Here is a 22,697-nt window from a genome sequence, read left to right as displayed (position 1 = left end):
GTTGATTCTCAGGTTAATTCGTTTAGTTGTTGTTATTTCCATACTATTTATTTTCACATGTGGCGTATGGGGCTATTTTACTTTGCAAAGCGCGTTAAGTCAGCCGCTGCAGGTAGTCGAGCCAGCCAGCATGGACGTCGCCCCAGGTAGCACTCCGGCCCGAGTACTGGAGCAGCTGGAACGAGACGGCATCATCGAGCGTGCTCACTGGCTGCGCCGATATTGGCAATGGCTGATGCCTGATGCGGTTCTTCACGTGGGTGAGTACCAGCTTGAGCCAGGCATGTCTGCGGCTGATCTTTTGCGGCGGCTGGATGCTGGGGAAGTGACGCGCCGCAGTGTTACTCTCGTTGAGGGCTGGACCTTCAATCAGGTGCGCCATCAACTAGCGCGTGCCGAGCGCTTGCAGCAGACGCTGGACCTGGGAGTGAGCAACGAGCAGGTTATGATTGATCTGGGGCTTGAGGACATCCATCCGGAGGGTCGCTTCTTCCCTGATACCTACCAGTACACCTTTGGCATGAGCGACCGGGATGTTCTGCTCAGATCCTATCAACGCATGGAGGAGGTGTTGGAAGAGGTCTGGGAGCAGCGCGCCGATAACCTGCCCATTGACACTCCCTATGAGGCGCTGATTCTTGCGTCCATCGTTGAGAAAGAGACGGGCGTGCCACATGAGCGCGGCCAGATTGCCGGGGTATTCACGCGCAGGCTGAATATCGGTATGCGTCTGCAGACTGACCCCACAGTGATCTACGGTATGGGTGAGGCCTATGAGGGGAATATACGCCGCCGCGACCTGCGTGAGCACACTGCATACAATACCTATACGATCGACGGACTGCCGCCGACGCCGATTGCGATGCCCGGACGTCGAGCATTGGAAGCGGCGGTTAGCCCGCAGTCTGGCACCAGCCTGTATTTTGTGGCCCGGGGTGATGGCAGTCATATCTTTTCTGATTCACTGGTCGACCATAACAGAGCCGTTCAGCAGTATCAGATACGTCAGCGTGCTGAGCGCTATCGCTCCAGCCCGGCTAGCAATAATGAAACCCAAGAGGGTGGCCAGTGAGCGGATTGTTTATCACTTTCGAGGGCCCGGAGGGCGCAGGTAAATCGACCAATCTGCAACTCTTTGCCGCCGCGCTGCGTGAAGCCGGTTGTGATCCACTGTTGACCCGTGAGCCAGGGGGCACGCCAATTGCCGAATCGATCCGTGAGGTGTTGCTTAGCCATCACGACGAACCCATGTGCTCTGATGCAGAGCTGTTATTGATGTTCGCTGCGCGGGCACAGCACATTGATCGGCTGATACGCCCGGCGTTGGCGCAAGGCCAGGTCGTTATCAGTGATCGGTTTACCGATGCGACCTATGCATATCAGGGCGCTGGCCGGGGGATACCGACACAGCGTATCGCCGTATTGGAAGAATGGGTGCAGGGCTCATTGCGACCTGATCTCACCGTTGTGTTCGACGTGCCGGTAGACATTGGCATGCAACGAGCGCGAGCGCGTAGTGAACTGGATCGTTTCGAGGTCGAACAGCAGTCTTTTTTCGAGTCGGTGCGCCGCTGTTACCTCGATCGCGCCGCAGCAGAGCCAGATCGTTACCGGGTAATCGATGCCAGTGGAAGTCTTGAACAGGTTGCCGCAGCGATGCATCCCTTAATTGCTCTGGTGTTGGAGCGCTGGCATGCCTGAAGTTGCATTTCCCTGGCATGATACCGTCTGGACCCAGCTGACTGAGCAGGCGCAGCATGCTCACGCTTATCTATTCAGCGGCCTGCCGGGAGTAGGCAAACGACGTTTTGCCGATGCATTTGCGGCATTCCTGCTATGTACTTCGCCGTCTCACGGAATGGGTTGCGGTCGCTGTCGTAGTTGTTTACTGCGTGAGGCCGGCAATCATCCCGATTTGATGTTGATTAGGCCCGAAGAAGAGGGCAAGGCCATTCGGGTTGATGCGATTCGACAACTGGTTGATTTTTTGGGGCAGACAGCGCAACAGGGGGGCAGCAAGGTCATCGTGTTGCATCCAGCTGAGGCAATGAACCAGAACGCTGCTAACGCGTTGCTCAAATCCCTTGAAGAGCCCACTGCCGATACCTATCTTCTTTTAGTGACCGACCAGCCAGGGCGCTTGCTTGCCACAGTTCGCAGTCGCTGCCGGATCCAGCGCTTGCCGACGCCATCGCATGATGCTGCATTGGCCTGGCTCGCCAATACTGTGCCCGAGCTGGATAACGCGCAACGATTGAATTTATTGCAGATGGCCGGCGGCGCGCCACTGCGTGCTGCTGCACTGCACGAACTGGATGCCGTGCAGCTACGGGAGCGGGTGGTCGGCAACATCAAGGCGTTGCTCAAGGACAAGCAGTCGGCCAGCCAGGTCGCGGAAAGCTGGTCAAAGATTCCCCTCGACGTATTGATTGACTGGTTTTGTAGTTGGACGCTTGATCTTCTCAAACTCCAGACCGGCGCGATCCAGCATGCGGCAAACAGCGACATGGATGTTGTGCTGGGCTACATGGCTAAACATGTGAGTGCGCAGCAGTTGATGGAATGGCAGGATTGGCTGCTGGCCCACCGCTCGATGACGCTGGGCAAGGCCAACTTGAATAGAGGCTTGTTTCTGGAGAGCTTGTTACTAGAGTGGAAACAGCTACTCAAAAAGCGTTAATCTGCAGTTATCATTGATCAGGATGAGAAAAGCATGAGTAATCCGACCGCCCCCGGTCCCCGCAACGGTATTCTATCGCTCACCATCAAGGACAAGTCGGTGCTTTACGCCGCCTATATGCCCTTTGTGAAGCATGGTGGCCTGTTCATTCCGACTAACAAGAGCTATCGCCTCAGCGATGAAGTATTCATGTTGCTCAATTTGATGGACGAGCCCGAAAAAATTCCGGTAGCGGGCAAGGTCATCTGGATCACTCCGAAGGGCGCTCAGGGCAACCGCGCGGCGGGCATCGGTGTGCAGTTCAGTGATCAGGACAATACCGCACGTAGCAAGATCGAAACCTACCTCGCCGGTGCCCTGAAGTCGGATCGGCCCACCCATACGATGTAAGTGGCGCCTTTATGCTGATCGACTCCCATTGTCATCTTGACCGTTTGGATCTCACCCCCTATGACGGCTCACTCGATCGCGCACTCGATGCGGCACGCGCCAGGGGTGTGGGGAAATTTCTCTGTATCGGGGTTGATGCTGCCAATGCACCAGTTGTGAAACGTCTCGCTGAGTGTTATCCGGACGTCTATTGCAGCGTGGGTGTTCACCCGCTGGATCTCGTCGACGATCAGACGACTGAACTGGAATGGCTACTCAGGGAGTTGGATCACCCTCGGGTTGTCGCCATTGGCGAGACCGGTCTGGATTATCATTATCAGCCGGAGATGGCCGAGCAGCAAAAGCGCTCTTTCCAGTGTCATCTGGCCGCTGCCGCACGTACTGGTAAGCCGGTAATCATCCATACCCGGGAAGCGCGCAGCGACACACTGGATCTATTGCGTGAGGCCGACCTTGTCCATGCCGGTGTGTTGCATTGTTTCACGGAAGATTGGGATATGGCGCGTCAAGCCCTTGATCTCGGTTACTACATATCGCTCTCGGGTATCGTCACCTTTCGCAATGCGCAAGCTCTGCGCGACGTTGCGCGCCAGGTTCCGGCGGATCGTCTGCTGGTCGAAACCGATTCTCCCTATCTGGCACCTGTGCCCTATCGCGGCAAGCCGAATGAGCCGCAATTTGTCTGTGACGTAGCTGCCTTTCTGGCCCAGTTACGCAATGAGCCTCTGGACGCCCTATGGCAATCCACTACGGATAACTTCCATCGGTTATTTCCTCTCGCTGAATGATCCGCTTGCCTTGAAAGGCAAAAAAAACCCGAATACTGGGGGAAGTATTCGGGTCAAGACCATTAGGAGTGTTGCAAGGACGGGACATGCCCGGCCATTCAGGCTTGGCGCTTGGGGGAACGTTTCGCCTGATACTGTGAGTATTGTCTAAATCCTCGAACTTGCCAGTCTCGTAGTGGTATTTGATAAACCGATTTGGAATACGCGGACCGTATTTTATCGTCAACTGTTGTTAGGTAGTCGCTCAGGCAGTTTTAATAACTGTAACTATACTGTCAAGGTTATGGCTTGGTTTTCGGGAACCAACGACGATAAAGGGAAGTACATCGTGCGTTTAAAGCAATTGCTTGTACCCGCGATAATGACCCTTGTTGCAATTTCATTCTCGGCGATTGCTGAAGAGTTGCGCCTCCTGACCTGGGGCGGCTATGCCCCGGAAGAAGTAGTGAGCCTGTTTGAAAAGGAAACCGGCATCGTCGTGCAGGTGACGTTGTCCAATAACGAAGACATGATCTCCAAGCTACGTACTACGTACAACGTGCTACGTGCTACCGGCGGGTCCGGCTTTGACCTTGCCCTTGCCCAGTTCAGTTAGGACCGCATTACCAGTGCCCAACAGGAATATCGGATGTATAAACCGATCGATATCAGCAAAATCGACTCGTCGTGATTCATCCCTTCCATGCTGGCCGCGACCAAAGACAATAGCGAGCTGGATGGCGTTCTCCATGGGTGAGGATCCTTTTGCGGCCTACGATGACCCTGTAGCCTATGAAGTGATGATGACTCGCGTTCAGAAAAAGCTGATCGCCTGCAAGACCAATGTAAAAACCTACTGGACGGGCGGAGACGAGCTGATCAACCTGGTCGCTTCCGGTGAAGAGTTGGCTGCAAAGGGCCGGGATGCCGGTGGCTGGAAACTCCAAGCGGAAAATCCGAAGATCAGTTTCATTGCACCTGACAGCGGCGCACTGGGTTGGATCGATACCTTTGCGCTGCCGCGCCGTGGAGCCAATGACGAGGTTGCCTACAAATGGATCAATTTTGACATGCAGCCAGAAATGGCGGCGTTGATTACCCAGTCCACTGGGAATTGCACTGCATCCTTGGGCGCTGAAGCTTTTGTTGACGAGAAGCTCAAAGCGAACTTTGAAAGCAGCTTCGATGCGGCGGCACTGGATAACATCAAGTGGTATCCACCCGTACCAGCCGGTCTGGAAGCAATCGAAGGGCGTATTCTGGATCGCGTAAGCGCAGCGAACTGAGAGGGGTCCTGATTACTCCGACTGGCATTATTGCGGGCGGATGCGAAATTATTGCAACGGATATTGCAACGCAAATACCATGCCTTTGATTTCCGGCACTGTTCTCGATCTGGAGTGCGATCGACTGTACAAGGACTTTGACGGCAAGGCTGCGGTTGACGATATCTCCTTGGGTATTCCGGCCGATTCGTTCTTCTCTATCCTCGGCCCATCAGGGTGCGGAAAGACAACGATTTTGCGTATGTTGGCGGGCTTCGTAGAACCCGATCGGGGCGACATTCGCATCAAGGGCTGATCCATGCTGGGTACGCCGCCGAACAAGCGACCGCTCAACATGGTGTTTTAGCACCTAGCTCTTTTTTCGATGATGAGCGTCGTGGACAACATAGCACAAGGTCTCAAGCGCCGCGGCACAGCCAAGGCCGATATCAACAGACGCGTGGCGGACATGCTTGAACGTGTCGGGCTGCCCGACGTTGGCCAGCGCAAGCCGGATCAACTATCAGGCGGTCAGAAACAGCGCATTGCAATCGCCCGCTGTCTGGACAACAGCCTGGTGGAAGCCGCCTACGATCTAGGCGGCAGTTACCTGAGTGTGCTGCGCGACATCGTCATACCCCACACCATGCCGGGCATCGTATCCGGATCCATCGTCTTTTTTATGCTCTCGTTGGGCAACTACCTCACGCCTGTGCTGCTTGGCGGCAAGGACAGTCTGTGGTTCACCGAGCAGATCTTTACCCAGTTCATCACCCGTTTCAACTGGGAGCAGGGGGCCGCGTTCGGAGTGCTGCTCCTGGTCTTGTCATCGCTGATCGTTTGGGCGGCGCTTAAGCTGAGCGGCTAATCCTTCGTGGAGACCATGCGATGATCGCCTCGCTGCCGCTGAGCAGAGGTTTTCGTTGAGCCTACGCCGTGTATGTACTGATGTTCTTCATTTACCTGGCAGGGCTTTACCCTTGACTGGTTTGTTGCCAATGATGCAGAAAACACCGATCTGTTTCATGGCCGCGCGATCTTGCGCAGCCTGGGGATTAGCGCACTGGTGGCCAGTTGTGTAACGATTCTGGCAGTCAGCCTGGCGACACTCCACGCTTTCCTGTTTGAACGCTACCGTTTTCCTGGCAAGAATCTGCTGTTCATCCTCATGCTAGCTACCGCTAGTTATACCGGGTGTCATACTGGGTATCTCGATCCTGATATTTGCCAGTCGGATCGCTAACTATTTTGATTTTAATCACGACATTTCGCTGGAGATGCTGCGACCTGGTTTGCTGCTTGTGGTGCTGGGTCAGTTTGCGTTTTTGGGTACCATTGCCACCTTGGTCATCTCGGTGCGATTGCGCACCTTTGACTTGCAGCTGGAGGCGGCGGCGCGTAATTTGGGCGCGTCACAGCCGACTGCGCGAAGGCGCTACCCCGGTACTCAATGCGGTCTCCCTGATGCATATGCTCGGATCAATGGGGGTTGCATTGATAGCCGTTCGTGTTCAAAAAAAGGCCTGACAGTCAGCGTTCAATCAGCCATGGGAAACGGGTCACAAACTGGGCATAATGCCCATCATTGCCGGTATGGATTGCGGAGTCATCATGCAGAAAGAATCACGAAAGGTCCGCGAGTTCCGTCGCCGAGAACAGGAAATTCTCGACACCTCCCTGCGCCTTTTTCTAGAGCAGGGCGAGGACAGTGTAACCGTGGAAATGATTGCCGACGAAGTGGGCATTGGTAAGGGCACCATTTACAAGCATTTCAAGTCCAAAGCCGAGATCTATTTACGCTTGATGCTCGATTATGAGGGCGACCTAGCCAGTCTGCTTCACTCCGAATGCATAGAGAGAGACCGCGAAGCTCTGTCGCGGGATTACTTCGCGTTTCGCATGAGTGATCCGGAGCGCTACCGATTGTTCGACCGGTTGGAAGAAAAACTGGTCAAATCCAACCAGCTTCCCGAACTGGTGGAGCAATTACACCAGATCCGCGCCTCCAATTTCAATCATCTGACCGGCGTAATCCAGGAACGTATAGACGATGGCAAATTGGAGAACGTGCCAGCCTATTTTCATTACTGTGCAGCCTGGGCGTTGGTGCACGGCGCTATGGCGATGTATCACTCGCCGTTCTGGCAGGATGTAATCGAAGATAAGGAAGGCTATATGCAGTTTCTGATGGATATCGGTGTACGTATGGGTAACAAGTCCAAGCGGCGCAGAGACGAACAGACGCTCAAAACATCAGCCTGATAAACCCGCTGGCAATCAGCACCCTTTAAGCGAGAAGGGTCCTATACTTTGGCTCTGCACTTTATCCTGTAGACTGCATGGATGAAGCAACTTGGAGCTCCGGAGATATCCATGCCCGCACAGCAGTTCCCCATCAGTTACATCGATCCCGTTTTTCGTCCTCCCAGCGAGGCCCACTCGCTGATTCTGCCAGTCACCAACGGCTGCTCTTGGAATCAATGCACCTTTTGCGAGATGTATACCGACGAGCAGAAGAAATTCCGCGCCCGTGACGAGGCTCAGGTATTGGATGAAATTCGTCGCAGCGGTGAACAACTGATCGTCCAGCGTATATTCCTGGCTGATGGTGATGCCATGGTGTTACCCACGCGCAGGTTGCTGACTATTCTTGAAGCTATCCGCGAACACATGCCGACTGTCGAGCGGGTGACCTCTTATTGTTTGCCGCGCAATCTCAAGCGTAAATCGGTAACAGAGCTCAAGGAGCTCCGCGAGGCGGGTCTGGCCATGCTCTATGTCGGAGCAGAATCAGGGGATGACCAGGTACTTGAGCGAGTCAACAAAGGCGAGACCTTCGAGTCCACCGAGCAGGCGCTAACCAAGGCGGGTGATGCCGGCATGCAACGTTCGGTGATGATTCTCAACGGCTTGGGTGGCAAAAGTTTGAGCGAGCAGCATGCACTCAATTCTGCACGACTGATGAATGCGACCCAGCCGGAATTTGTGTCTACTCTGGTGGTCAGTTTCCCGCAGGGTATGGAACGCTACCGAGCGCGTTTTCCTGATTTCGAACCCCTTGACCAAGAGAGCCTGTTTAGTGAATTGAAACAATTCATGGAGACCCTTGAGTTGAAAAACTCTGTGTTTCGCAGCGATCATGCCTCGAACGCTTTGGTACTCAAGGGCACTCTTGGGACGGACAAGGAGCGGCTTCTAGCTCAGGTCCAGAGTGCAATCGAGCGACCCGAGGCGGCCCGCTTGCGGCCGGAATGGATGCGCGGTTTATAAGTAATCTGCTGAGGATCTTGCAATGCGCTGGACTGCACTTGTCTTAATATTCTGCGCCTTCGTAGGTCTGGCCGGCTGCGTCAAGCCTTCTGATATGCAGCAGAGTGCGCGTTACTATCTGGGTGATGCCGGATTGATGGATCACTACACCATTACCCGCCAGGCCAACTGGAGCCTGCAATCTGATTCCAGTCTGTTCATTGCTCAGGGTCACTTCGTGCCGGTAGGTCATCCCTATACCAGGCCCAACGTGGTGGCCGAAGAAGCCTTTGCTGCGGCGGTACAGGTCTTTCCTCTATTGCGCCGAGCGGATAGTCCCATGGGCCTGGAGCAGGCGCTGGATCAGGCATATATCCATGGCATGGATTATCTTTTGTATACCCGCTTCGCACGTGCTGAGGATCAGATCGGAGATCGCGAGCACTGGGAGGATTCGCGTCGAGTAGGGGATGTCGGAGTGGATCGAGCCGTTCTGCATCTTATTCTGATGGAAACAGCTACCCGCCGCGTGGTCGACTACGCCGTTGTGGAGACGCGCGGTGGCTTTTTGCAATTTTACCAATCCGAGCCTGCGGACCTCTTGCGTTCGCCGCTGGAAGATTACACCCGGCGATTGCTCGGCCGTTAAAGAGGTAACAATATGACTCGACGTCAACCCCCACACCAGTCATTGATGGACAGCATTCCCGGCGTCGCCTCTACGCGACGTCCTGCGCCCGCGCCGGTGGACCAATGGGACCCACCGGTCAGCGGCGAGATGGATATGCAGATTGTCCGCGATGGAACCTGGTATCACGAAGGTGATCCGATCAAACGCAAGGCACTGGTGCAACTGTTCGCCAGTATTCTGAGGCGTGATGCCGATGAGCGGTATTATCTGGTAACGCCTGTCGAACGGTGGGCCATCCAAGTCGATGATGCACCTTTCGTGGCGACCCAGCTCAAGGTGGAAGGCGAGGGCGAGAGCCAGAAGCTGATATTTACCACTAATCTTGAAGACACCGTAGCAGTGGGGGCTGAGCATCCAATTCGTGTCGAACTCGATCCAGCCACTCAGGAGCCGTCGCCATATGTGCTTGTGCGCGCCAATCTTGAAGCGCTGATTGGCCGCAATGTGTTTTATCAAATGGTTGAACTGGCTGTCGAAGATGAATACTTGGGTAACGTATGCTTGGGTGTGTGGAGCGATGGCGTGTTTTTTCCGATAGACGGCAATCGCGCCTGATATTTCTGCACATTCCACGCCGACCGTTCAGGTCGGCGTTCCCCAGCCCCGTCTTTTCTGGCTCCGCTCAAGTCAAGTAGAAAAACCTGGTTTTTGTCACACTTCGGATATTGATCTTTACCATATCTGGGTCTAGCATTGCCTACTATGCACAACAAGTAGTGTTTCTTTCCCGGAACCCCCCTAGGCGACGCTTTGCTCTCCTAGCCTGGTTTTGCGGGGTGTAGCCGAGTTTTTCAGGAGATAATAATGAACCAGACAGCCAAGGTGCAGCGCTTGCACAACACGGTCACTGACATCCCGATGCAACCTGCTTCGGAAGATATCTGGGATACCAAGTACCGGTTGAAAACCAAGGATGGGGTCGCTATTGACAATACTGTCGATGAGACTTACCAGCGCGTTGCCCGGGCTATCGCCGATGTAGAAGAGCCGTCAGTACGTGAACACTGGTACGCGGAGTTTCTCTGGGCCTTACGCCATGGTGCGATCCCCGCTGGCCGCATTACCTCCAATGCCGGAGCGTTGGAGCACAAGCCTGCGACGTCCACTATCAACTGTACTGTATCTGCCACGATTGGCGATTCCATGGACGATATTTTGTCCAAGCTCCATGAAGCGGGCCTGACACTCAAGGCGGGCTGCGGTATCGGTTACGAATTTTCCACCTTGCGCCCTAAGGGTGCATACGTTTCCGGTGCGGGTGCCTACACCTCCGGCCCACTGTCGTTCATGGATATCTACGACAAGATGTGCTTCACCGTATCCTCTGCCGGTGGCCGTCGTGGTGCCCAGATGGCGACATTCGATGTCGGGCATCCGGATGTCATGGATTTCATTCGCGCCAAGCGGGAGGGCGGTCGGTTGCGTCAATTCAACCTGTCGCTGCTGATCACCGAAGACTTCATGCAGGCGGTTACCGCCGATGCCGACTGGAAACTGTCATTCCCCTTAACCCAGTCCGAAATTGATGCTGATGGCCTGGATGTAGCCAACGATGACCAGGTGATCTGGCGTGAACTGCCGGCTACCCAGCGTTATCTGACGCGTGAAGACGGCCGGGTCGCATGCCGGGTCTCCAAGGTACTCAAGGCGCGTCGGATCTGGGACATGATCATGACCTCGACCTATGACTTTGCCGAGCCAGGCTTCATCCTGATTGATCGCGTGAACCAGATGAACAATAACTGGTTCTGTGAAGAGATCCGCGCTACCAACCCCTGTGGTGAGCAGCCTTTGCCGCCGCACGGTGCCTGCTTGCTGGGATCGATCAACCTGACCCTGTTTGTACGCGATCCGTTCACCGAAAAAGCCCGCTTTGACTGGGAAGAGTACCGCAAGGTTGTCGACATCTTTACTCGCATGCTCGACAACGTGGTCGAGATCAATGGCTTGCCGCTGCCTGAGCAGCGGGCAGAAATCTATCGCAAGCGCCGCCATGGTATGGGCTTTCTGGGACTGGGATCGACCATGACCATGCTGTGCATGCGCTATGGCGAGCAGAAGTCGCTGGCGTTTACCGAGCAGGTTTCGAAAGAAATGGCTGTCCAGGGATGGCGCACCGCGCTGCAGTTGAGCGAGGAGAAAGGCGCAGCGCCCATCATGGATGAAGACTTCAGCGTCACCGAAGCAATGCTGGTCAAGCGGCCTGAGATGCGCGCAGATGGCATCAAGGCAGGCGACAGCATCAAGGGCAAGGTCCTGTGGGCAAAATACAGTCGTTATATGCAGCAGGTGGCGGGCGAAGACGCCGCGCTAGTTGAAGCCTTGGCCGAGAAAGGTGCGCGCTTCACGCATCACAGTTCTATTGCGCCCACCGGCACCATTTCGCTTTCCCTGGCGAACAATGCGTCCAACGGCATCGAGCCAAGTTTCGCTCATCACTACTTCCGTAACGTGATCCGCGCCAACAAGAAGTCCAAGGAAAAGGTTGATGTGTTCAGCTTTGAGCTTCTGGCCTATCGGCATTTCGTCAATGCCGAGGCATTACCGAACATGGACGCAGTTTCCCGCAATCTGCCGGATTACTTCATCGCGGCAGACGACGTCAAGCCGACCGAGCATGTAGATGTGCAGGCTGCCGCGCAGATTTGGGTCGATTCATCTATCTCCAAGACCGCTAACGTACCGACTGATTATCCCTACGAAGATTTCAAGGATATCTACCGTTATGCGTTCGAGAAGGGACTGAAGGGCTGCACCACATTCCGCTTCAATCCCGAAGCCTTTCAGGGCGTGCTGGTCAAGGAGCAGGATCTGGCCAATACCACCTATCGCTTCAAGCTCGAAGACGGCAGCTTCGTCGAAGCCCAAGGTGGCGACGAGATTGAGTACGATGGGGAAATGCACAGCGCGGCCAATCTCTACGATGCGCTGAAAGAAGGTTACTACGGCAAGTTCTGATACCCCGGATGGCCGTGTCTGACACGGTCTGACCGCATACGAACAGTACAGAGCCTGGCTTCGGCCGGGTGAGGATCGAGAAATGGCACTGAAGATCAGCAGCAAGATTGTCGACTACTCCGTAGTCAAAGCCGACGAGCCAGTGACACTGGCCGAGGTAGTGGTCCCTAAGGAACAGCTGGAAGAGATGCATGAGAAAATCAAGCGCCCTGAGTTCCTTGAAGGTTCTACCTACAAGATCAAAACGCCTACCTCCGAGCATGCGATCTACGTGACGATCAATGACGTCATTCTTAATCATGGTAGCGACCACGAGATACGGCGGCCCTTCGAGATATTCATCAACTCCAAGAATATGGAGCACTACCAGTGGATCTCTGCGCTGACGCTGATTATCTCCGCGGTGTTTCGCAAAGGGGGTGATTGCACTTTTCTGGTGGAAGAGCTGCGCAGCGTATTCGACCCCAAGGGCGGCTACATGAAACGCGGTGGTCGTTGGATGCCATCGTTGGTTGCCGAAATTGGCGATGTGCTTGAGCAACATCTCACGCGTATCGGCATGATGACTAACGAGATGGACGATCACCAGCGTGCTTATCTAGAGCAAAAACGCGCTGAATTTGTCAGCCTGAAACCGCAGGAGCAGACAGCGGCTGATTGTGATGACAGCACTGAGTCTTATCCGCCAGGCGCGCAAATGTGTGGCAAGTGCCATACCCAAGCCGCAGTACAGATGGATGGCTGCATGACCTGCCTCAATTGTGGCGAGAGCAAATGTGGTTGAGTTTACCCCGCAGTTAAATCGAATCTGTGTTTGTTAATGGAAAATAGAAAGCCCCTGTTCAGGGGCTTTTTTGTGGGCGCTAGTGGCGTTTTGTCTATCCTGTGCGATCGAAGTGTTTCATTACTGACACATATTCCTCGCTGAATCGGCATTGTTAGGGGTCCAAAAACCAGGTGTATCACATCTGATACAGATCAAAAATAGCGAGAACAGCCTCTAGTATGGGTGTTACAGCATCTTTCGCATTATGTGGTGTCTCAATAATATTACACATCGTTTGCACGGAATCCGCCTTCAGTACTCAAGCCACTGTATTGCTTGATTTTTAAAACCATGGCACGGAACCTGCTCTAACTACCTTGAATCCCGCCCATGTGCACCATCATGAGCACGGAGCGTTTTGACGTAGGTAAGAGGTCGCATGTACCAGGCAAAAACACTACCCACAGCCGGCTATTTCATTGCCGCGTTTTCTTTACTGACCATTGTCCTGGTTGCACTGCCTGCTTCTGCTGCCAATGGCGACATCATTATCAGTCGCGATGTGCAGCCACGCGCAGCGACTCGGCAAGCACTGGTACCAGATCCTAACCCCCAGCTGGTTAATCCCCAGCCCAATAACGCGATCAATATTGGCCTGCGCGAAAATCGAGCCGTGGGTGAGCTCAATGATAGTGAATTTGCGGCCGTCCACAGCGGTACTCAGTTACCTTCGCAGTTGCTGGGTAATCAGATGCCGCTTGCGCTCCAGCCTTCAGCCGATGCCGCTCGACAAGCCGGCGTTGCCGGGCATAACCCAGTAGGACACAGCGGAAATGGCGCTTTGGGGAACGTCGGTGGACAAGTCAATCGCAGCGTTCAGCAGGGTCTGCGTCCACTACAGATTTTGCAAAGGTGAACCTATGAAAAATTCCCATATTGCCCTGACTTTATCCGCGCTTTTGATGCCAGCCATCGTCTTTGCCGACGCGTCGGCCAGGGCGGATATCGACGCCAGCGGCGCCGGCTATACCGGCGTGATCATGATCAATCAGGCCGCCGGATCGGGTCAGCAACAATCCAACGTACGGGCAATTGCGGTGGGCAATGTCCCGACTGCACGTACCAGTGTTTCGCAAACGCGGGATGTATTACCTGCCAACGCCGGACAAATCGATGCCCTGGCAAACATTCAGGGCAACGCTTTTAGCAGCGGCAACGGCGTTCTGGGCGTGAATCAGAGCGCGGGTGTTGGTAATCAACATATCAATGCTTTTCGGATCGAGATGAGCTCGATGCCGGAAGGCCTGGACGACAGTGGTCTGGCGCAGAGCGCCGCACTGGTGTCCGTGAACTCGGGGGTGGTAGTGCCGCAAAGTGGAGATCGGCAGGTCGCAATAGATGACCAGGCGTTTTCCGGCAGTAAGGGTGTGGTGCAGCTGAACCAGAGTGCCGGGGTTGGCAATCGTACGGTGAACAACCTCGGTATCCGGATCACAAACTGATCCAAAAAATGTGTTTAAACGCAAAAATCGAACGAGGATTGACCATGAAAACTCAAAGATTATTGACACCCATCGCATTCGCCATTTTGGCCAGTGTTTCAGCTGGTACCTTTGCAGCTTCGTCTGCAACCATCGACGACACTCAGATCAGCCGTAATAATAACGTGCTGAACGAGGCTACCGACAACGATGCTGCAGTGACCGGCTCGCTGGGCGGCGCTTCGGGTAATGTGGGTGTCAACGTGGCGGCAGGGGATAACAACCAGCAGGCCAACGCGGCTGCAATTTCAACCGCCGATGCGTTCTTTGTATTCGGTGTGCCGGTTCATGCCACAGCTGATGCGACCATCAACGTGACGCAGCGGTCTCAGGGAAACAGCCTGTCCAACTACAGCACCCCGAATAACGCCAGTCTCTCCGACTCTGCCGGCGGCGCTTCGGGTAACGTAGGCATCAATATCGCTGCAGGTGACTACAACCAGCAGAAAAATGATATGGCTGTGGCTTCGTCTGAAGAAGCAGTCAGCGCTGGTGCCAGCGTCACCGTTAGCCAGGTATCAAAGGGTAACGAGACTGATAACTATGCGACGCTTGAGTACGGCGGCCAGCAAGTCACGCTGTCTCTTAGTGCTGACGGCTCCTATTCGGGACAGTCTGACCAGATTGGTAATGTCTATCCCGATATCTGGACTGACGCTCCACATCCAGCTGGTAGTCCTGATGGCCATTTCGATCTGGATACGGCCACCCAGGGCGGGTCTGACCTGAACGGCGATGGCGGCGCGCTCGCTTTCAACGAGGCAGGTTCGCTTGACCTTGATGGAACCGTCAGCGGCTTCTTGCCTGTTGTCGTTGGCTTCAATCAGGCGGTGGCCAACAACGCTTCACTGAGCAATTCACTCGGTGGCGTGTCGGGTAATGTTGGCGTCAACATTGCTGCAGGTGGCGGTAACCAGCAGAGCAATTCGCTGGCAATCGCAGCCGGTTGTAATGCCTGTGTAGCCTCCGGTCCCGTTGTCGGCGGCGAGTAATCGCTGTTGCGGACCGAGACAGGGTCCAGGTTTACCTGGGCCCTGTTTTATCTTACGAGGGTTGATATGAAACCTATTCTCTTGTCCCTGGTATCCATAGCGTTATGCAGCAATCTGTTGGTATCTCAGGTTGCCGCTCAACCTAAACCCTTTGCTGTGCTGCCGGGTGGTGGCGTGGCCTACAAGGAAGTAACCAGCGTACGCGAGCGTCGTTTTATCAATCTGGTAGAGCAGGAAACCGATTTTAGTTGTGGGGCGGCGGCGATGGCTACCATTCTTAATGAGGCTTATGGCTGGGACCTCTCCGAGGCTGACGTTATTCACGGGATGCTGGCGGAAGCCGATCTGGAGCAAGTACGGGTGCAGGGTTTCTCGATGCTCGATATGAAACGCTACGCCCAGACCATCGGTCTGCGCGCCCGCGGGTACCGGATACCGGTGGAGCAACTGGAGCAGGTAAAAGTGCCGGCGATCGTCCTGGTTGATATCCGTGGCTACAAGCATTTTGTTGTGATCCAGCATAGCGTTGATGGCTGGGTCTATATCGGCGACCCTGTACTGGGTCACAAGCGAGTCTCCATGGACGAATTTGCCACGGGTTGGAACGGTATTGTCTTTGCCGTCATTGGCCCAGGTTACGATCGAAACAACGCGCTTTTGACGCCACCAGAGCCGCTGACTGCAAAGCATCGGCTGGATCGTTTTCAACTGGTCCAGGACGCGGAATTGATGGAGTTTGGATTCATTCAAAGCGATTTTTTCTAGCATAGGATTTTCGGAGCCTAGTGCTCCAGGAGTCAAATATGAAAACTAGAACCTGGCTGATTGCGGGTCTGATCAGTCTCAGTATGCCGGTAAGTGCCGGCAATCTTTTTCAGCCTGTGGAACTCAGTGACAAAGAGTTGGCGCAGTTACGCGGCCGTTACGTGCTGCCCGACCGGGTTATCCACTTTGGTGTGACGATGAACACGATCTGGCAGAACAGCGCGGGCCAGACGGTGGGTGCCCTGGTTTCATTGAGGGTAGACGGCGTGGCCGAGCCCAGCTTGCATGTCAGTTTTACTGACCAGCCGGGTAACGGCACCTCAATCGCCGCGGGTACCGGGCAGGTACTCGGTGGGGCGGGACTGAGTAATGTCGATGGCATTGTCCAGAGTGTGCGCAGTGCAGGTGATTATAACGACGGTTTAAATGACCTTAGCATTGTCGTCACAAACGGTGACAGTGCATTGCCGGCAGCCGCAGGCGTGTCGTGGAGCGGTACAGGAGCGTTTTCCAATGCTGCAGGCGACGTTACGGTGAGCAGCCAGGCAGGCGGGTTGCAGATTGCACTGCAGGCAGCAGGGCAGGGAGCTGCACTTCAGCAGATAGGCAGCACCGGCATATCACAACAAACCAGCATCAATGGCAGCCTGAATACGGTGCGCAACATAGCTGCCTTGACCGTTGCATTACGCGATCGGCCAATGGGATTGGATCTGGCCAACTGTACCTGGGAGCAGATGCATGCTTTGCGCCCTACCGGATACTGAGTTAATCGGTTTATCGTCACAAGGAAAGTCAGCATGCAAAATAAAAGCAGTTTTGCCTTATTGCTATTAGCGGTGACGGTGTCGCCAGCCATGGCCCAGAGCGACACCACAGACCTCCGGTCGGAGCTGGAAACATTACAGCAACGTTATGAGGCGCAGCAAAATGCGTTGATGGTTCTCGAACAACGTTTACGTGAGCTCGAGGGGCGGAGTGCGCCAGCCACTGCGTCGAGACGTGCGCCGGGCGTTGCGCCCTCTCAACAGAATCCAGCTCGGGCACAGGCCTCGACAGCCGGCTCGAATGCGGGCTACGGTCGAGACTTGCAAAGCAACTCGGAGTCGGCTCCCAGCGTTGAGGCATTGTACCAGGAAGCAACGGGCTTCTTTGGTGGAGGGACCTTTAGTCTGGAGCCCGGCCTGACCTACACGCATTACGACACGCGACAACTGTTCCTCAATGGTTTTCTGGCTCTGGATGCCATTTTCCTTGGCAATCTCGGTATTGACGAGATCAACGCTGATACCTTGACCTTCGATCTGACGGGCCGCTACAACTGGCGCCAACGTTGGCAGTTTGATGCCAATCTCCCCTTTATCTATCGCGAAACCACTTATCAGTCTGCAGGGGCGGGGGGTGCAACCTCGGCTTTCAGCGAAGAAACGGTCACGGGTGATCCACGGCTGGGGGATATCAGTCTGGGCGTTTCATACAAGTTTCTGGATGAAGCCCCGGGTCGACCGGATGCGGTATTGAGTCTGCGGATGAAGGTACCGACGGGTAAGCATCCCTATGGTATCAAGCTTAATCAGGTGCCCGGGAATAACAATTTGACGGTTCCTGAGGATCTACCGACCGGCAACGGCGTCTGGTCCATTTCGCCAGGTATATCCCTGGTCAAGACAGTCGACCCGGCAGTGCTTTTCGGTAATCTTTCCTACACCCATTACTTTGAAGAGAGTTTCTCTGATATCAGCCCTCAACGGGGAGTCAAGCTGCCTGGAGATGTCAAGCTTGGAGATTATATACAGTTTGGGGTAGGGGTGGCATTTGCGCTCAATGAGCGCATGAGTTTGTCGATGTCCTTTTCTGAGCTGATCAGTCGCAGCAGTCGCATCAAGCCCGATGGAGGAAGCTGGCAAACGGTTAATGGCAGCGATGCCAATGCCGCCTATTTCAATCTGGGTATGACCTTTGCAGCCACTGACAAGCTCACATTCGTGCCCAATATGTCTATGGGTTTGACGCCTGACGCTCCTGATTTCAGCTTCAGCCTGAAGATGCCTTACTACTTTTGAGCCATCAGAGGCTCAGTCGACGGCTGCATCGGCACCTATCATCTGGTGCTTGTGTAGCAGTCTGTAGAGGGTGGGTCGTGACACGTCCAGACTTTCGGCAACCTGTTTCATGTTGTGCGGATGTCCGGCAAGGGCTTGCTCAAGTGCGATTTTTTCGATCGCCATTATCTGTTCACGCAGGGTAAGCGACGTGTTGGCAGTCTCTGCTGCCATGGTGAGACCCAGATTTTGTGGTTCGATCTGCCTGCCCTCTGCCATGACCATTCCACGCCGGACTCGGTTGGCCAGCTCCCGCACATTGCCTGGCCAGCGATAGCGGTTCATCACTGCAAAGGCTTCTGCGCTGAAGCGCCGTGGCTTGCGTCCTGCTTCGCTGGCGTAGAGCCTGGCAAAGTGTTTGGCCAGGGTAATGATGTCACTTTTGCGTTCGCGTAATGGAGCCGTGCGGACCTCCAGCACATTCAGCCGGTAGTACAGGTCTTCGCGAAACTGGCCTCGCGAGATAGCCTCGTCAAGATCCACATGGGTGGCAGCCAGGATGCGCACATCCACCGGGACAGGCTCACTCCCTCCGACGCGATCAATTTTTCGTTCCTGAAGAAATCTGAGCAGATTGGCCTGCAGCTCAAGGGGCAAGTCTCCTATCTCATCGAGAAACAATGTGCCGCCCTGTGCTGACTCGATACGACCGATCTTGCGCTGATGGGCACCTGTGAATGCCCCCTTTTCATGACCGAAGAGCTCTGACTGAATGAGGTGTACGGGTATAGCGCCACAATTGATCGCGACGAACGGGGCTTTTGCGCGGGGGGATTTTTTATGCAGAGCCCGGGCTACCAGTTCTTTACCCGTACCGCTCTCGCCGCGGATAAGAACCGGTGGTTCGGTCGGAGCCATTTTATCGATCAGCTGGCGTAAATTGACTGCTTGAGGACTACTACCGAGAAAATCCAGGTCAACCGTATGGTCGGTGTAATGGGTCTGGTTGCGTAGGCGAGCCATTCCAAAGGCCCTGCCCAATGCTATCTCAACCCTATTTCTGTCGAATGGCAGGGTGTGAAAGTCAAAGAACCATTCACTGATGAAATTGGCAATCTCGGGTTTGAGAAGCATCTCGGGGACCACTACCGCAATCCACTCCATTTTGCTGTGTACTATCAGTTGCTTCAACTGTTGGAGATAAAGCGGATCGTGACTGCTCAGCCGTACCAGCCCAACGTCGGCCTGACCGTGAGTTGCGTTGTCGATACTGCTGGCTTGGATGCGCCAACCACAGGCTTTCAGGGCCGGAAGCAGGTCTTCACATTTTTGGCAGGAGTCCACGACTAACAGGGGGCGTGTCTTTTCTTGTTCTACTTTGGTTGACATACGGTCTCCCTAGGTTACGACCATGTGACATGTAGCAGTGGAGCCAGTTCCTCTAGACTAGTACAAAAATTTAAACAATCTGATGTTTTGTTTGCAAGAATGCACACTCTTCTCCCCCAACAGGGGGGTGAAAGTATCGCCCGAGTCTGCCTAGGATTAAATGAGCCATCGTACATTTGCGGTAGCAGTGTTCGGAGTCGATATGCCCAGTATTCATGTCAACGGTACAGATATTCACTATCAGCGCAGGGGCAAGTTAGGTGGTCCGCGCCTGCTGTTAAGCCATTCGCTATTCTTTGATAACAGTATGTTTGATCCTTTGATCAACCTGCTGGAGGACAGCTTTGATGTGGTTGCCTACGATCATCGCGGCCAAGGCGACAGCGGCAGGGAAGGTGATCTGGATATGGATAGCCTTACCCGGGACGCCGCTGCCCTGATCGAGGCGCTGGATTTTGGCAAATGCTATGTGGCTGGAAACTCGATGGGTGGCTTTGTCGTGCTGCGGCTGGCAGCGAGATATCCCCATCTGGTAACGGGTTGTATACCGATGGGCAGCAGTGGTGATCTTGAACATCAGCTGGCTGCCTTTGAACCGCTGGTCGAGGACCTAGTGCGCAGCGGCCCGGCAAGTCACATCGATACCCTGATGCACATCATGTTTGGCGATAAGACTCTGGATGATCCAGCCAGCGAACCCATGCTTGCACATTGGCGCGCCAGCATGCTGCAGCTCGATCGTAATATCGGGATTGCCGCCCGCGGGGTTATTCATCGTCAGAGTGTATTAGCAGAAATCGCTCTGCTCGAAGTGCCTCTACTGGTGTTGGCGGGTGAGCAGGATCACGCTTACACCGTTGAGCTGTCGCAACAAATTGTCGATGCCAGCGGTCATGGTGATATGCATGTTGTGCCCGGCGTCGGGCATTCCGTTGCACTCGAAGCACCCCCATTGGTAGCACGGTTGATCCGCGATTTTGCCGGCGTTTGAGAGGCGCCGAGAAAACTGTCTTCACCTATTGAGAGAACAAAATGAAAAGAATAATAAATTTAAATTCCTCCTTTACCGGTGTCGCCACTGCGATCACGTTAGGGATGCTGGCCTGGACCAGCACCCATGCGCAGGACATCATCAACCCGGTTGCCCATACGCCGGAAATGGCCAGCGGAGAGTGGTTGAGTTATGACCGCACGCTAGCGGGGCAACGCTTCAGCCCACTGACTGATCTGAACGAGAAGACTGTTGGTAAGTTGGGCCTGGCATGGTCAATCGATCTGGACAACAATCGGGGGCTGGAAGCGACGCCGCTGTACAGCGATGGCGTGCTTTATACTTCCCTATCCTGGAGCCGGGTGATGGCTGTTGATGCCGTTACGGGGAATATTCTCTGGAGCTTCGATCCCGGCGTAAACAAGGCCAAGGGTCGCCACGCCTGTTGTGACGCGGTCAACCGCGGTGTGGCTATGTGGAAAGGCAAAGTGTACGTGGGCACCCTTGATGGCCGCCTGATTGCATTGGATGCCAAGACGGGTAACGAAGTCTGGAGCCAGCAGACTACTGATAATACCCAGCCTTATACCATCACAGCGGCGCCGCGGGTGGTCAAAGGTATGATCATGATTGGCAACGGCGGTGCTGAATTTGGGGTGCGCGGTTACTTCTCTGCTTATGATGCCGAAACGGGTGAAATGAAATGGCGTTTCTACACTGTACCGGCAGACCCGTCCAAGCCAGTAGAGCATCCGGAACTGGTAGACGCCGCCAAGACCTGGAGTAAAGATACCGATTGGTCGCTGGGTGGTGGTGGTACCGCCTGGGATAGCATGGTCTACGATCCCGACTTAGATCTGCTCTATGTCGGAACGGGTAACGGCTCACCCTGGAACCGCGAAATTCGCAGTCCGGGTGGCGGCGACAATCTGTTTTTGTCGTCGATTTTGGCCTTGAAGCCGGAAACCGGCAAGCTGGTCTGGCACTATCAGGTCAACCCGGGCGATACCTGGGACTTCACGGCTACTCAACAGATGACGCTGGCCAACCTGGAAATCGATGGCAAACAGCGTCAGGTATTGATGCAGGCACCCAAGAACGGATTCTTCTATGTGCTTGATCGCGCCACAGGTGAGCTTCTGTCAGCAGAAAAGATTGGCAAGGTTACCTGGGCTGAACGCATTGATATCGCAACGGGCCGACCAGTAGAAGTGGCTGGCGCCCGCTACGAGAAAGAGCCTATTGTGATGTGGCCAAGCCCGTTCGGCGCACACAACTGGCACCCGATGTCGTTCAATCCGCAAACGGGTCTGGTTTACATTCCTTATCAGGAAATACCAGGCTCTTATAGCAACGAAGGCAAGGGTTTCGTTAAGCGTGAGGCGTTCAATACCGGTGCGGGCTCGTCTGAAATCACAGAATTACCCCGTGACTTCACTTCCGGGGCGCTACTCGCCTGGGATCCGGTGAAGCAGGAAGCCGCATGGCGCGTTGAGCATCCCAACCATTGGAATGGCGGCACCTTGACCACTGCGGGCAACCTGGTGTTTCAAGGCACTGCAGCTGGCCAGTTGGTCGCCTACACCGCAGACAAGGGTGAGAAACTCTGGAACTTTGATGCTCAGACTGGAATCATTGCCGCGCCCATGACATTCAAACATGGAGAAGATCAGTATGTTGCCCTGATGGCAGGTTGGGGTGGAGCGGCCGCTTTATTTGGTGGTGATGCCGCCGTGGCAACGGGTGTGCGCAACGTCAGTCGCATGCTGGTATTCAAAGTGGGCGGTCAGGCGGTCTTGCCAGTGCTGGCCGAGCCGCCGATGTCTGAGCGGGTACCGGAACCTGTCGTCGCTTCAAAGGCTGATATAGATGCCGGCTTAACGATATATTCCCAGTACTGTGTCGTCTGCCATGGAGCTGGCGTTATCGGGGGTGGCGTGTTGCCCGATCTGCGTCATTCCAGTGACGCAATTCGCGAGGCTTACCCGGCGATTCTTCTGGAAGGCATGCTTGAGCCCTTGGGAATGCCCAATTTTGCCGCTAGTCTGAGCCTTGAAGAGGTGGAACAGGTACGTCTGTATGTATTGCAGCGCGAGTATGAGACCTACATGCAGGCAATGCAGGCCAATAAGGAGCCTGCGACAGACTGAACTACAGTGGAAGAGTAATTACTCTAATATCAGTCATCCTTATGATAGGCTCGATTAAAGC

The 22,697-nt window shown here is 54.6% G+C and carries 23 protein-coding genes and 1 pseudogene; 23 read left to right on the top strand and 1 reads right to left on the bottom strand.

Features of this window, described 5'->3' with window-relative positions:
• The first annotated feature begins 1 nt into the window (after position 1).
• The 21 genes and pseudogenes from mltG (at position 2) to ACJAXR_RS05225 (ending at position 18,127) form a co-directional block, all read left to right on the top strand.
• Positions 2 to 1,072 carry an endolytic transglycosylase MltG gene (gene mltG, locus ACJAXR_RS05325; RefSeq protein ID WP_415057475.1) on the top strand — a complete coding sequence of 357 codons (1,071 nt, stop codon included), beginning with the start codon at positions 2 to 4 and terminating at the stop codon, positions 1,070 to 1,072.
• Positions 1,069 to 1,701 carry a dTMP kinase gene (gene tmk, locus ACJAXR_RS05320; protein WP_415057213.1) on the top strand — a complete coding sequence of 211 codons (633 nt, stop codon included), beginning with the start codon at positions 1,069 to 1,071 and terminating at the stop codon, positions 1,699 to 1,701. The genes mltG and tmk overlap by 4 nt, the downstream gene beginning before the upstream one ends.
• Positions 1,694 to 2,680 (top strand): DNA polymerase III subunit delta', encoded by a 987-nt coding sequence (locus ACJAXR_RS05315; protein ID WP_415057212.1) that lies wholly within the window; start codon positions 1,694 to 1,696, stop codon positions 2,678 to 2,680. Before tmk ends, ACJAXR_RS05315 begins: the two co-directional genes overlap by 8 nt.
• Before the next feature lie 33 nt (positions 2,681 to 2,713).
• Complete coding sequence (locus tag ACJAXR_RS05310; protein WP_150276793.1) at positions 2,714 to 3,070, top strand: PilZ domain-containing protein; 357 nt, start codon at positions 2,714 to 2,716, stop codon at positions 3,068 to 3,070.
• A gap of 11 nt (positions 3,071 to 3,081) precedes the next feature.
• Positions 3,082 to 3,858 carry a TatD family hydrolase gene (locus ACJAXR_RS05305; RefSeq protein WP_415057211.1) on the top strand — a complete coding sequence of 259 codons (777 nt, stop codon included), beginning with the start codon at positions 3,082 to 3,084 and terminating at the stop codon, positions 3,856 to 3,858.
• Positions 3,859 to 4,186: 328 nt separating this feature from the next.
• Positions 4,187 to 4,453 (top strand): hypothetical protein, encoded by a 267-nt coding sequence (locus ACJAXR_RS05300; protein ID WP_415057210.1) that lies wholly within the window; start codon positions 4,187 to 4,189, stop codon positions 4,451 to 4,453.
• Between the two features lie 133 nt (positions 4,454 to 4,586).
• The gene (locus tag ACJAXR_RS05295) at positions 4,587 to 5,123 is read left to right on the top strand and encodes an ABC transporter substrate-binding protein (protein ID WP_415057209.1); all 537 of its coding nucleotides are present in this window, start codon (positions 4,587 to 4,589) and stop codon (positions 5,121 to 5,123) included.
• 79 nt (positions 5,124 to 5,202) lie between these two features.
• Positions 5,203 to 5,970: pseudogene (locus ACJAXR_RS05290) on the top strand (ATP-binding cassette domain-containing protein).
• 171 nt (positions 5,971 to 6,141) lie between these two features.
• Positions 6,142 to 6,345 (top strand): hypothetical protein, encoded by a 204-nt coding sequence (locus ACJAXR_RS05285; RefSeq protein ID WP_415057208.1) that lies wholly within the window; start codon positions 6,142 to 6,144, stop codon positions 6,343 to 6,345.
• Positions 6,346 to 6,713: 368 nt separating this feature from the next.
• Complete coding sequence (locus ACJAXR_RS05280) at positions 6,714 to 7,364, top strand: TetR/AcrR family transcriptional regulator (protein ID WP_415057207.1); 651 nt, start codon at positions 6,714 to 6,716, stop codon at positions 7,362 to 7,364.
• 111 nt (positions 7,365 to 7,475) lie between these two features.
• Complete coding sequence (locus ACJAXR_RS05275) at positions 7,476 to 8,372, top strand: radical SAM protein (RefSeq protein WP_415057206.1); 897 nt, start codon at positions 7,476 to 7,478, stop codon at positions 8,370 to 8,372.
• A gap of 22 nt (positions 8,373 to 8,394) precedes the next feature.
• Positions 8,395 to 9,000 (top strand): DUF4823 domain-containing protein, encoded by a 606-nt coding sequence (locus ACJAXR_RS05270; RefSeq protein WP_415057205.1) that lies wholly within the window; start codon positions 8,395 to 8,397, stop codon positions 8,998 to 9,000.
• A 45-nt stretch (positions 9,001 to 9,045) separates the two neighbouring features.
• The gene (locus ACJAXR_RS05265) at positions 9,046 to 9,597 is read left to right on the top strand and encodes a DUF1285 domain-containing protein (protein ID WP_415057474.1); all 552 of its coding nucleotides are present in this window, start codon (positions 9,046 to 9,048) and stop codon (positions 9,595 to 9,597) included.
• A gap of 249 nt (positions 9,598 to 9,846) precedes the next feature.
• A complete protein-coding gene (locus ACJAXR_RS05260) occupies positions 9,847 to 12,000 on the top strand; it encodes an adenosylcobalamin-dependent ribonucleoside-diphosphate reductase (protein ID WP_415057204.1) in 2,154 nt (717 codons plus the stop codon).
• Positions 12,001 to 12,082: 82 nt separating this feature from the next.
• On the top strand, positions 12,083 to 12,784 hold the full coding sequence (locus tag ACJAXR_RS05255) for an NrdJb (protein ID WP_415057203.1): 702 nt from the start codon (positions 12,083 to 12,085) through the stop codon (positions 12,782 to 12,784).
• Positions 12,785 to 13,205: 421 nt separating this feature from the next.
• Positions 13,206 to 13,682: a hypothetical protein gene (locus ACJAXR_RS05250; protein ID WP_415057202.1), complete on the top strand. Its 477-nt coding sequence runs from the start codon at positions 13,206 to 13,208 to the stop codon at positions 13,680 to 13,682.
• A gap of 4 nt (positions 13,683 to 13,686) precedes the next feature.
• Complete coding sequence (locus ACJAXR_RS05245; protein ID WP_415057201.1) at positions 13,687 to 14,268, top strand: adhesin; 582 nt, start codon at positions 13,687 to 13,689, stop codon at positions 14,266 to 14,268.
• A gap of 44 nt (positions 14,269 to 14,312) precedes the next feature.
• Positions 14,313 to 15,299 carry a hypothetical protein gene (locus tag ACJAXR_RS05240; protein ID WP_415057200.1) on the top strand — a complete coding sequence of 329 codons (987 nt, stop codon included), beginning with the start codon at positions 14,313 to 14,315 and terminating at the stop codon, positions 15,297 to 15,299.
• Between the two features lie 66 nt (positions 15,300 to 15,365).
• Positions 15,366 to 16,064, top strand: a complete 699-nt coding sequence (locus ACJAXR_RS05235) for a C39 family peptidase (RefSeq protein ID WP_415057199.1) — start codon at positions 15,366 to 15,368, stop codon at positions 16,062 to 16,064.
• A gap of 38 nt (positions 16,065 to 16,102) precedes the next feature.
• Positions 16,103 to 16,831, top strand: a complete 729-nt coding sequence (locus tag ACJAXR_RS05230; RefSeq protein WP_415057198.1) for a hypothetical protein — start codon at positions 16,103 to 16,105, stop codon at positions 16,829 to 16,831.
• Between the two features lie 33 nt (positions 16,832 to 16,864).
• A complete protein-coding gene (locus tag ACJAXR_RS05225) occupies positions 16,865 to 18,127 on the top strand; it encodes a hypothetical protein (protein ID WP_415057197.1) in 1,263 nt (420 codons plus the stop codon).
• 12 nt (positions 18,128 to 18,139) lie between these two features.
• Here ACJAXR_RS05225 and ACJAXR_RS05220 read toward each other — a convergent pair whose 3' ends face one another.
• A complete protein-coding gene (locus ACJAXR_RS05220; protein ID WP_415057196.1) occupies positions 18,140 to 19,495 on the bottom strand; it encodes a sigma 54-interacting transcriptional regulator in 1,356 nt (451 codons plus the stop codon).
• Between the two features lie 160 nt (positions 19,496 to 19,655).
• Between ACJAXR_RS05220 and ACJAXR_RS05215 the strand changes: the two genes are divergently transcribed.
• Together ACJAXR_RS05215 and ACJAXR_RS05210 are read left to right on the top strand one after the other, a co-directional pair.
• Positions 19,656 to 20,486, top strand: coding sequence for an alpha/beta fold hydrolase (locus ACJAXR_RS05215; protein WP_415057195.1), 831 nt, complete (start codon positions 19,656 to 19,658; stop codon positions 20,484 to 20,486).
• A gap of 41 nt (positions 20,487 to 20,527) precedes the next feature.
• Positions 20,528 to 22,636: a PQQ-dependent dehydrogenase, methanol/ethanol family gene (locus tag ACJAXR_RS05210; RefSeq protein ID WP_415057194.1), complete on the top strand. Its 2,109-nt coding sequence runs from the start codon at positions 20,528 to 20,530 to the stop codon at positions 22,634 to 22,636.
• The last annotated feature ends 61 nt before the right edge of the window (positions 22,637 to 22,697 follow it).

It is taken from the genome of Halopseudomonas sp. (assembly GCF_047631575.1).
Lineage (GTDB): Bacteria > Pseudomonadota > Gammaproteobacteria > Pseudomonadales > Pseudomonadaceae > Halopseudomonas.
This window is presented reverse-complemented; position numbering and strand designations above follow the sequence as displayed.

Coding starts and splice junctions, on each gene's coding strand:
- ACJAXR_RS05315 (WP_415057212.1), top strand. CDS start 1,694: ATGCCTGAAGTTGCATTTCCCTGGCATGATACCGTCTGGACCCAGCTG.
- ACJAXR_RS05310 (WP_150276793.1), top strand. CDS start 2,714: ATGAGTAATCCGACCGCCCCCGGTCCCCGCAACGGTATTCTATCGCTC.
- ACJAXR_RS05305 (WP_415057211.1), top strand. CDS start 3,082: ATGCTGATCGACTCCCATTGTCATCTTGACCGTTTGGATCTCACCCCC.
- ACJAXR_RS05295 (WP_415057209.1), top strand. CDS start 4,587: ATGGGTGAGGATCCTTTTGCGGCCTACGATGACCCTGTAGCCTATGAA.
- ACJAXR_RS05280 (WP_415057207.1), top strand. CDS start 6,714: ATGCAGAAAGAATCACGAAAGGTCCGCGAGTTCCGTCGCCGAGAACAG.
- ACJAXR_RS05275 (WP_415057206.1), top strand. CDS start 7,476: ATGCCCGCACAGCAGTTCCCCATCAGTTACATCGATCCCGTTTTTCGT.
- ACJAXR_RS05270 (WP_415057205.1), top strand. CDS start 8,395: ATGCGCTGGACTGCACTTGTCTTAATATTCTGCGCCTTCGTAGGTCTG.
- ACJAXR_RS05265 (WP_415057474.1), top strand. CDS start 9,046: ATGGACAGCATTCCCGGCGTCGCCTCTACGCGACGTCCTGCGCCCGCG.
- ACJAXR_RS05260 (WP_415057204.1), top strand. CDS start 9,847: ATGAACCAGACAGCCAAGGTGCAGCGCTTGCACAACACGGTCACTGAC.
- ACJAXR_RS05255 (WP_415057203.1), top strand. CDS start 12,083: ATGGCACTGAAGATCAGCAGCAAGATTGTCGACTACTCCGTAGTCAAA.
- ACJAXR_RS05250 (WP_415057202.1), top strand. CDS start 13,206: ATGTACCAGGCAAAAACACTACCCACAGCCGGCTATTTCATTGCCGCG.
- ACJAXR_RS05245 (WP_415057201.1), top strand. CDS start 13,687: ATGAAAAATTCCCATATTGCCCTGACTTTATCCGCGCTTTTGATGCCA.
- ACJAXR_RS05240 (WP_415057200.1), top strand. CDS start 14,313: ATGAAAACTCAAAGATTATTGACACCCATCGCATTCGCCATTTTGGCC.
- ACJAXR_RS05235 (WP_415057199.1), top strand. CDS start 15,366: ATGAAACCTATTCTCTTGTCCCTGGTATCCATAGCGTTATGCAGCAAT.
- ACJAXR_RS05230 (WP_415057198.1), top strand. CDS start 16,103: ATGAAAACTAGAACCTGGCTGATTGCGGGTCTGATCAGTCTCAGTATG.
- ACJAXR_RS05225 (WP_415057197.1), top strand. CDS start 16,865: ATGCAAAATAAAAGCAGTTTTGCCTTATTGCTATTAGCGGTGACGGTG.
- ACJAXR_RS05220 (WP_415057196.1), bottom strand. CDS start 19,495: ATGTCAACCAAAGTAGAACAAGAAAAGACACGCCCCCTGTTAGTCGTG.
- ACJAXR_RS05215 (WP_415057195.1), top strand. CDS start 19,656: ATGAGCCATCGTACATTTGCGGTAGCAGTGTTCGGAGTCGATATGCCC.
- ACJAXR_RS05210 (WP_415057194.1), top strand. CDS start 20,528: ATGAAAAGAATAATAAATTTAAATTCCTCCTTTACCGGTGTCGCCACT.